Raw genomic sequence first — 9,453 nt, 5'->3', positions numbered from 1 at the left:
CGCCGGACGCGACGCGGCGCTGGCGGCGCTGGATTCCTGCGGCCTGCGGGCCTCTGCGATCACCCTGCCCGCAGCACCGGATCACGCGGAACAACCATTCGCGCTCCGGCATGCGCTCGACGATCTGGACGTTCCGCCCGGTACCGCTTTCGTGGACTTCCAAAATGACGTGACGGCCAAGGACGTCCGGCTGGCGGTACGCGAAGGCTATGCCGGCGTCGAGCACCTGAAACGCTACACCACGTTGGGCATGGCGACCGACCAGGGCAAGACCGCCAATATCAACGGGCTGGCACTGCTGGCGGCAATGACCGGCCGCACGATCGCACAAACCGGCGTCACCACCGCCCGCCCGCCCGTCCAGCCCGTGGCCATCGGAGCGCTGGCGGGCTCCCATCGCGGCCGCCACTTCCGTCCCGCGCGCCTGCCCCCTACCCATGAATGGGCCACGCGCCACAACGCGCATTTCACCACCGCCGGGCTGTGGATGCGCGCCCAGTGGTTTCCCCGTCCCGGCGAGCAGGATTGTCTGGACACCGTGAACCGCGAGGTCGCGACCGTACGCAACGCCGTCGGTTTCTGCGACGTCACCACGCTGGGCAAGATCGACATCCAGGGCCCGGACGCCACCCGGTTTATCGAGCGCGTCTATTGCAATGGCTTCGCCAAACTGGCCATCGGGCGCGTGCGCTACGGCCTGATGCTGCGCGAGGACGGCTTCGCCTTCGACGACGGCACGACCGCCCGCCTGGGTTCGTCGCACTACCTGATGACCACCACGACCGCCAATGCCGCCCGGGTGATGGAACATCTCGAATATTGTGCGCAATGGCTGTTTCCCGACGATGACGTAAACCTGGTCTCGGTCACCGACGAATGGGCTCAGGTTGCCCTGGCCGGTCCGCGTTCACGCGACGTCCTCCGCCGTATCGTCGATCCGGCATTCGATGTGGGGCCCGATGCATTCCCTTACATGGCGGCCACCGAGACCAGCATCTGCGGCGGGATTCCTGCCCGCCTGTTTCGCCTGTCGTTCTCGGGCGAGCTGGCGTACGAAATCGCCGTACCGGCCCGCCACGGCGCACGGCTGGCCGAAGCGCTGATGCAGGCGGGCGAAGAATTCGGCATCGCCCCCTATGGCACCGAGGCGCTGGGCGTCCTGCGCATCGAAAAGGGCCATCCCGCAGGGCCGGAACTGAACGGCCAGACCACGGCCTGCGATCTGGGCTTCGGCAAGTTGCTGTCGAGCCGGAAGGATTATATCGGCGCACGCATGGCGCGACGCCCGGCGCTAACCGATCCCACCCGCCCGACCCTCGTAGGGATCCGGCCGCTGGCCCCGGCCGCACCACTGGGCGCCGGGGCGCACCTGTTGCCTGACGGCGCCCCAGCAACGGCACGCGACGACCAGGGCTGGATTTCTTCGGCCGCCTGGTCTCCCACCTGTGGGTCGTGGATCGGACTCGGTTTCCTGGCTGGCGGCGCAAACCGTCATGGGGAGGTCATCGTCGCCCACGACCCGGCACGCGGCAGGGTGACGCGCGCGCAGGTCTGCCCGCCCGTCTTCGTCGATCCGCAAGGACAGCGCCTGCATGCCTGACATGTCCCCGCACGCCGTCACGATCCGTCCGCTGGCCCCCTGGCAGATCGTCGACATCGCGCCGTTTCGCTGCAACCCGTCCTCCCTGGCGGCGATCCTCGCCGATGCCGGCTTTCCGGCACCCGAGGCAGGCCGCACGGCAGTGAACGCGACCGGCCGTACCGCCTGGGCCGGCCGCGGGCACTATTTCGCCATCGCGCCGGCCGGCGCTCCCGATATCGCCGCGCGGCTGCGCCCGCTCTGCGCAGAGCGGGCCGCACTGACGACACAGGGCGACGGACGATGCGCCTTTCGCATCGGCGGTGAACGCAGCGCGGCCTTCCTTGCCTCCACCACGGGGATCGACCTGCACCCCGGCATTTTCCGCGACGGGGACGTGGCGCTCGGCCAGATCGGGCACATCGGCGTCCATTTCTGGAGGACCGGCGAAGAGGGCTTCGACTGCCTGGTATTCAGAAGCCTGGCGAACGCCCTGCATCACCATCTGACCGAAGCCGCGGCCATGTTCGCGGCGTGCTGACAGTCACGGACTGGAATGAAAACGATGAACACGATCAAGACAGCCCCGCCCTCCAACCCCGAGGCGGCGTGCGGCAATTCCTACATCCTGACCCTGTCCTGCGCAAACCGCCCGGGACTGGTCGCCGCGATCAGCCAGCTTCTGTTCGAACTCGGCTATAACATTACCGAAGCCCAGCAGTTCGACGAGCAGGATAGCGGCCTGTTCTTCATGCGCATTGTCTTTTCCGCCGCCGTCGCCGACCCGACCCCGCCCGAGGCCGCGATCGGCGAACTGGCCGACCGTTTTTCGATGATGTGGTTGCTGCGCGACGTCGCGGTCCGGCCGAAAGTCATGCTGCTGGTGTCGAAATTCGACCATTGCCTGGTCGATCTCCTGTATCGCTGGCGCATCGGCGAACTGCCGATCCAGCCCGTGGGGATTATCGCGAACCATCCGGCCAGCACCTATACCCATATCGATTTCGGCAACATCCCGTTCCATTATCTGCCGGTCACGAAAGACACCAAGGCATGGCAGGAGCAGCAGATCCTGGACCTGATCCAGGCCACCGGCGCCGACCTGGTCGTGCTGGCACGCTATATGCAGATCCTGTCGAACACCATGGCCGCTGCGCTATCGGGACGCTGCATCAACATCCATCATTCCTTCCTGCCCGGATTCAAGGGCGCCAGACCCTATCATCAGGCATTCGACCGCGGCGTTAAACTCATTGGCGCCACCGCGCATTTCGTGACCCACGATCTGGATGAGGGGCCAATCATCGAACAGGACGTCGAACGCATTTCTCACGCCGACAAGCCCGACGACCTGATTCGCAAGGGCCGCGACATCGAGCGGCGAGTACTGGCCCGCGCCGTGCGCTATTATGTCGAAATGCGCGCAATCCTGAACGGCAGCAAGACGATCATCTTCCAGCCCTGAGCGTCCGTTCCGCGAAAGGATACCTTCGTTGCCTATGCCCCGTTCCGCAAACGCGTCGCTGCCTGCCCACGTCATCGACGGCAGGGCCCATGCCGAGCGCCTGCTCGCCGACATCCGCGCCGATGTCGGCGACCTGGTCGAACGCCACGGCATCGTGCCGGGCCTGGCCGTCATCCTGGTCGGAGACGATCCGGCCAGCAACATCTATGTGCGCAGCAAGGTACGCCAAACACGGCGGGCCGGCATGCGCTCCTTCGAACATCGGCTGCCCGCCGGCGTATCCAGTGACGCGCTGCTCGACCTGATCGACCGCCTCAATGCCGATCCGGCGGTGCACGGCATCCTGGTGCAACTGCCGCTGCCGTCGCACCTCTCCAGCCCGACCATCCTTGCCGCCATCCGGCCGGAAAAGGACGTGGACGGATTTCACATCGTCAATGCCGGTAAGCTGGCGGCCGGACAGACCGACGGCGTGATCCCGTGTACTCCGCTGGGTTGCCTGATTCTGCTGCGCGCCGAACTCGGTGTGCTGTCCGGGATGAAAGCGGTGGTGGTCGGAGCCTCGAACATCGTCGGGCGGCCGATGGCGCGGCTGCTGTTGCTCAACCGCTGCACGGTCACCGTGGCCCATCTGGCGACGCGGGACCTGGCGGCCGAAACGCGCCGAGCCGATATCGTGGTGGTCGCGGCCGGCAGTCCCGATCTGATCACGCGCGACATGATCCAACCCGGCGCCACGATCATCGATGTCGGTATCAGTCGCGTCGCGGCGGCCGGCGGCACGCGCATCGTTGGCGACGCGGACTATGAAGGGGTACGCGCGGTCGCGGGACGAATCACCCCGGTACCCGGCGGGGTCGGGCCGATGACGATCGCCTGCCTGCTGTACAACACCGCACGCACCGCCGGCCTGGCCGTCCCATCCTGGACGCCACGCATGGACCAGCAATCCCTGTTCTGACCATACATGCGCTCCGAACATGCCCGTTCATTGCTTGTGGATAACGAATTGACGGATCATGGCGCGGTGCCTAGTCTGGCCGCAGATGATGCCGTCCGGGCAAGAGACCTTACGAGAGGATCATGACCCGATTTCGCTTTCGCCCGCTCCTTGTTCTCATACCGGCACTTTTTCTGACCACCTGCCCCGCCCTGGCAGCCGACGGCGCCTCGCCTCAAAGCAGCACTTCGTTTTCAGCCGCCGACACCGCGTGGCTGATGGTGGCTTCGGTTTTCACCACGCTGATGTTGATTCCCGGGCTGGCGCTGTTCTACAGCGGCATGCTGCGCAAGAAGAACGCCCTATCGGCCTCGATGCAGGCGATCTGCACCGGGGCGGTGGTCTCGCTGGTGTGGATCGTCTGCGGCTACAGCCTGGTCTTTACCGCTTCATCTCCGGTGATTGGCGGCCTGGACCAGACTTTTCTTCGTCATCTTACTCCTTTTTCGATATCTTCGGCTGCCCCGACCGTGCCGGAATTCGTCTTCGTCATGTTCGAACTAACCTTTGCGACGATCACGCCGATGATCATTCTCGGCGGACCAGCCGACCGGATGCGCTTCGATTCTGCCATGCTGTTCGTCGGATTGTGGACGCTGGCAGTCTATTGCCCGATCGCCCACATGATCTGGGGCCCCGGCGGCCTATTGCTGAGTGCCGGCGCGCTCGATTTCGCCGGCGGCACCGTGGTCCATGTCACCAGCGGCGTCGCGGGTCTGGTTGCGGCACTGATGATCGGTCCGCGCCGGGAATACGGTGTCATGGACATGGCCCCGCACAATGTCCTGCTGACTCTGCTGGGCGGATCCCTGCTGTGGGGGGGCTGGTTCTGCTTCAACGGCGGTTCGGCGCTCACAGCCGGTCCGGCGGCGGGGCTGGCCATCCTCAACAGCCAGATCGCCGCCGCCGCCGGGACCACCGCCTGGGTGCTTGGTGAATTGCGGCTGCATGGCAAGCCCAGCCTGCTGGGCGCCATTTCGGGCGCCATCGCCGGACTGGTCGTCATCACGCCCGGCTGCGGCTTCGTCTCTCCGGCCAGTGCCCTGATCATGGGGATGATCGGGGGTATGGTATGCCTGTGGGGCGTCAACTGGCCGAAACGCCGCTTCCACTATGACGATGCCCTGGATGTCTGGGCTATTCACGGGATCGGCGGCATCATGGGCGCTCTGCTGGCCGGCGTCTTCGCCACGGCACGCATGGCCGGTGCGGGACACAGCGGCGTCATCGACGGCCACTGGTGGCAACTGATCGTACAGAGCGAAGCCGTGCTCGTGGTCGTCGCGTGGACCCTGGTCGTCACCGTCCTTCTGCTTCTGCCGTTCAGATATTTTCGCAAGCTGCGCGTGTCCGAAGACCAGGAACAAAGCGGGCTGGACCTTTCGCTCCACGGCGAGACGATCCACGACTGACATGACGGGACAGTGAAGGTGAGAGGAAACGCCCGGCCGGCACGTCTTCCCCATTCGCATCAAGCCCGCTTTGTCTCCGGCTCATTGGCCAGGAATGCCTCCATCGAATCGTCGAATGCCCGCATCCATGGCGTGTGATGCGGCGGCGCCAGCGTCCCCGTGAGTCCTGAAACATAGGACTGGTCGCGATAGTTCATGATATCGTCGACCTTGTCATGCTTCCACGCCTTGAAGGTTTCGGCAACGTGCGCCAGGTTGAAATCGGGATAATCCGTGTTGGCGATCAGGTCGCCGACATAGGCGGTCTGGAAATCGATTTCGTCATAAGCCGTTTCGGCTGCCTCCTCCTTCGCCATCCAGTCGCGCGAATCCCGGCACATCGCAGTGTCGTCGGGCAGCGCGATTTTGCCCATGATAACGTCACGTATATACCATGCCTGCGCGTCGAACATATTGAAGGTATAATACTGATCCTGCATGCCGACATAGAACAGCGCCGGATTGTCGATCCAGCAGACACCTTTGTAAAGGCCTCCGGGATACAGACGATTCCTGGTTTTCAGGCGCAATTCATCCGGCAGAAAAGGAAAATGGTGCATATAGCCCGTGCACAGGACGATCGCATCGACCTGCGTTGAGGTTCCATCGGCGAAGACCGCCGTGTTTCCCTTGGTTTCGACCAGAAGCGGACGCTCTTCGAACGCGTCCGGCCATTTGAATCCCATCGTCTTGCCACGATGCGAGAAAATAATGCGCTTGGCACCATATTTATAGCACTGCGTACCAATATCCTCAGCCGAATAGGAACTGCCGATCATCATGACCGTCTTGCCGGCAAATTCGTTGGCGTCACGGAAATCATGCGCGTGTAGAATGCGGCCGGGAAAGGAATCGAAGCCCGCGAATGCCGGTACGTTGGGCACCGAAAAATGTCCGGACGCAACGATGACATGATCGAAGATTTCGGAATAGACATGCCGTTCGACCAGGTCCTCCACCGTCACGGTAAAATTCCCGTCTCCGGCATTCCACTGGACCGCGCGTACCGGCGAGCGGAAACGGATATGGTCGCGCAGTCCGCTATCACGGATCCGCCCGGTAATGTAGTCATACAGCACCGCCCTGGGGGGATAGGACGGAATTGGCCGGCCGAAATGGCGCTCGAATGAATAATCAGCGAATTCAAGGCATTCCTTCGGACCGTTGGACCACAGGAAGCGGTACATCGATCCGTGGACCGGTTCGCCGTACTCGTCCAACCCCGTGCGCCAACTGTAATTCCACAACCCGCCCCAATCCGACTGTTTTTCAAAACACACGATCTCCGGGACCTCTTCGCCTTTTCGCCCCGCCGCCTCAAACGCACGCAGTGCGGCAAGACCGCTGGCGCCGGCACCAATGATCGCTATCCGTTTTACCATGATTTTTACCACCGATACGAAGTTGAAAGACAGATCAGGCTCTGACTCGGGCTTTCTCCGGATCGTAAGCCGGGAACCGCGCCACCTGCGCGACCAGGCGCTTCTGCTGGCCATCAAGCTTGCCGATTTCCAAACCCGTGCCGGGTGCCGACAAGCTGGCATCTATCCTGGCCAGCGCAATGGAGCATCCAAGTACAGGCGAACGGGTCGCGCTGGTCACAACCCCGACCTGCGCCCTGCCCTGGTAGACAGGATCGCCATGCGATACCGTGTCGTTCGACGCGACGTCGAGCCCGACCAGACGACGCAATGGGTGCGCCCGTCGCGTCGCCAGCGCGGCCGCGCCGACAAAATCATCGGTCTTCGACGCCGGGACCGCGAAACCGATTCCCGCCTCGAAAGGATCGGTTTCGGCGCAGAATTCATAATCAGCGAAAATCAGCCCCGCCTCGATGCGGACCATGTCCAGCGCCGTCAGGCCCAGCGGGGCCAGCCCGTGCGGCTGTCCCGCGGTCCAGACGATATCCCACACTGCGCCCGCCGTCGCGGGATGGCACCAGATCTCGAAACCCAGTTCACCAGTATAGCCGGTGCGCGAGATCACGACCGGAATACCATGTTCGCCGCCGAGCCGCCCTATGGTGAAGCGAAACCATTTCAGCGCCGCGACCGTGGGCTGCGCCGCCGGCGTAAAGACCAGCGGCGCCAGGATATCGCGGCTCAACGGTCCCTGAAGCGCGATATTGTGCAGTTGGTCGGTCGAGGCGCGGATGCTGACCGCCAGCCCCCGTTCCGTCGCCAACGCACGCAACCAGGGCCCGCAATATTCGTCGCCGCACACCAGGCGGAAAGCCTGCGGCCCCATACGGAAGATCGTGCCGTCATCCAGCATGCCGCCGTGGGGGTAGCATAGCGCCGTATAGACGACCTGTCCGACGGCCAGCTTGCGGATATCGCGCGTCACGGCATATTGCAGCAATTCCTCGGCGTCCGGACCCAGAATTTCAAATTTGCGCAACGCCGACAGGTCCATCACGCAGGCCACGCGGCGGCATGCCCAATATTCGGCAATAGGGCCATATCCGGTATAGGATTCGGGCAACCAGAATCCCTTATATTCAACGAAGCGCGCACCGCGTGCCGCCGCAGCGTGATGAAATCCGGAATCCCGTGTCATGACGGGTGGTGAGTCAGGTGTCATGCGTCGCGCCGTCGCCCGTGGAAAATGATGATGCCCGTCATAGATGCGGACCTGGATGTCGGTCGGATGCCACGCATTGGCGGCGTCGATATCATCGGCGCAGGATGACGACGCGCAGATCAGGTCGGTCTTCGCCTGCAACAGCACGTAATCGCCCGGCCGAGACCAGGGTTCATCCATCGTGATCGTGCCGCAAGGGAGCACAGCGGTATTGTAGAAGAAATTGATCGCCGGCCATGCCGCGCGCGCTGCCACACCGAACGGACCCAGCTCCCGATTGAAATTGTCTGAACAATTGTCATGGCCTGGATAACCCGCATCGTCATAATATTTCGCGCTGCATGCGGTCAGGAACGCGTCATGCCGCCCTACAGTATCCTGGATGATTTCCACCAGAGCATGGTTGCGCACGTCGAAGAATTTGGCATGCAACCCCGGCATGGGCATCGCGTGCCCCATCGCGGTCCGGGTCGCCGTCGCATCCAGCCCGTATTCCCGCCCCTCCGCCAGCGCGCCGGCGTCGAAAGCCAGGAAATCCGAACATTGGCGGCCCGAAATGTCGATGATCTGGATATAATCCCCTTTCTTCACCCGATAGGCCCGCGCGCTGGCGGCCGGAACATGCAGGTCCTGAACCGGCGGCGCCAGCGGATCGGGCAGCCGGTCCCCCTCGTCCGGCGCGACATGCAGTTCGACCGTGATCGCGGTGGGCGGATTCTGTTCGGATGGCGCCATAGCCGCGCCAGGCGCGGCGACCAGCACCCGTCCGTCACGGCCGATCGCCACGTCCGCCGACATGCCGGCAGGCGTATCCCGGTCGAAGGGCACGAAAGTCTCGAATGCGCCGCCAGCTTCGCGGTCCCAGACCGCCGCGATCTCCGCCGCATGGAGCACCATGCCATCCGGGACGGAGGTAGACGCGATCATGCCCGCAGGCGCCAGCAATACGACCGGCTGCCCGCCGTCGGGACCGACCAACCGGACGATATCACCGGCCCGGACGGACAGGAATCGCGCGCTCCCCCCTGCGACAAGATTGCACGAACGCACATTCCGCCCGACCAGGTCATTCCGATCCATCGCGCCGTCCCATCCACGCTGTCAGGTTCCAGTCTATTTTCGTACCCGCATGTCCTGCAATCGTGCCAACCGGCATCATTGCAAGCGGCCATCGGGCCGGCGCAACCGACAAAAAGTGCTATATCCCAGACGGTTGCCCTTCCCCCACCCGCAAGGTATCAGACTTTCTTATACATAAAAAACATTTCTTGGCATTCAAGGTCACAAACCATATCCTTGGTTACGGAAACGAATCACCCATTGCGACGTGATCGCTCCGACGCATGAAACTGAAGGTTGTGACGCCGGCGTTCGA

7 protein-coding genes are annotated in these 9,453 nt (G+C 63.3%); 5 read left to right on the top strand and 2 right to left on the bottom strand.

Features of this window, described 5'->3' with window-relative positions; genetic code table 11:
* The 5 genes from HUK84_RS01840 to HUK84_RS01820 all read left to right on the top strand — a co-directional run.
* Positions 1 to 1,600 (top strand): glycine cleavage T C-terminal barrel domain-containing protein (locus tag HUK84_RS01840; protein WP_281362720.1); only part of this gene is annotated, 1,600 nt, incomplete at its 5' end.
* Positions 1,593 to 2,120, top strand: a complete 528-nt coding sequence (locus tag HUK84_RS01835; RefSeq protein WP_176638696.1) for a sarcosine oxidase subunit gamma — start codon at positions 1,593 to 1,595, stop codon at positions 2,118 to 2,120. The genes HUK84_RS01840 and HUK84_RS01835, both read left to right, overlap by 8 nt.
* 24 nt (positions 2,121 to 2,144) lie before the next feature.
* A complete protein-coding gene (gene purU, locus HUK84_RS01830) occupies positions 2,145 to 3,044 on the top strand; it encodes a formyltetrahydrofolate deformylase (protein WP_218064145.1) in 900 nt (299 codons plus the stop codon).
* 34 nt (positions 3,045 to 3,078) lie between these two features.
* Positions 3,079 to 4,005: a bifunctional 5,10-methylenetetrahydrofolate dehydrogenase/5,10-methenyltetrahydrofolate cyclohydrolase gene (locus HUK84_RS01825; RefSeq protein ID WP_218064144.1), complete on the top strand. Its 927-nt coding sequence runs from the start codon at positions 3,079 to 3,081 to the stop codon at positions 4,003 to 4,005.
* A 122-nt stretch (positions 4,006 to 4,127) separates the two neighbouring features.
* Positions 4,128 to 5,456, top strand: a complete 1,329-nt coding sequence (locus tag HUK84_RS01820; protein ID WP_176638694.1) for an ammonium transporter — start codon at positions 4,128 to 4,130, stop codon at positions 5,454 to 5,456.
* A 59-nt stretch (positions 5,457 to 5,515) separates the two neighbouring features.
* On the opposite strand, the gene HUK84_RS01815 is transcribed toward HUK84_RS01820, so the two are convergent.
* Positions 5,516 to 6,991: an NAD(P)-binding domain-containing protein gene (locus tag HUK84_RS01815; protein ID WP_246285295.1), complete on the bottom strand. Its 1,476-nt coding sequence runs from the start codon at positions 6,989 to 6,991 to the stop codon at positions 5,516 to 5,518.
* Positions 6,912 to 9,158: a DUF1989 domain-containing protein gene (locus HUK84_RS01810; RefSeq protein WP_176638693.1), complete on the bottom strand. Its 2,247-nt coding sequence runs from the start codon at positions 9,156 to 9,158 to the stop codon at positions 6,912 to 6,914. The genes HUK84_RS01815 and HUK84_RS01810 overlap by 80 nt, the downstream gene beginning before the upstream one ends.
* Positions 9,159 to 9,453: the final 295 nt, after the last annotated feature.

Origin of the sequence: Nguyenibacter vanlangensis (assembly GCF_013376155.1) — a bacterium.
In the GTDB taxonomy this organism is placed as follows: Bacteria; Pseudomonadota; Alphaproteobacteria; order Acetobacterales; family Acetobacteraceae; genus Gluconacetobacter; species Gluconacetobacter vanlangensis.
Note: the sequence above shows the minus strand (reverse complement) of the source record. Positions and strands in the feature narration are given on the sequence as shown.

Coding starts and splice junctions, on each gene's coding strand:
- HUK84_RS01810 (WP_176638693.1), bottom strand. CDS start 9,158: ATGGATCGGAATGACCTGGTCGGGCGGAATGTGCGTTCGTGCAATCTT.
- HUK84_RS01825 (WP_218064144.1), top strand. CDS start 3,079: ATGCCCCGTTCCGCAAACGCGTCGCTGCCTGCCCACGTCATCGACGGC.
- HUK84_RS01820 (WP_176638694.1), top strand. CDS start 4,128: ATGACCCGATTTCGCTTTCGCCCGCTCCTTGTTCTCATACCGGCACTT.
- purU (WP_218064145.1), top strand. CDS start 2,145: ATGAACACGATCAAGACAGCCCCGCCCTCCAACCCCGAGGCGGCGTGC.
- HUK84_RS01815 (WP_246285295.1), bottom strand. CDS start 6,991: ATGGCCAGCAGAAGCGCCTGGTCGCGCAGGTGGCGCGGTTCCCGGCTT.
- HUK84_RS01835 (WP_176638696.1), top strand. CDS start 1,593: ATGCCTGACATGTCCCCGCACGCCGTCACGATCCGTCCGCTGGCCCCC.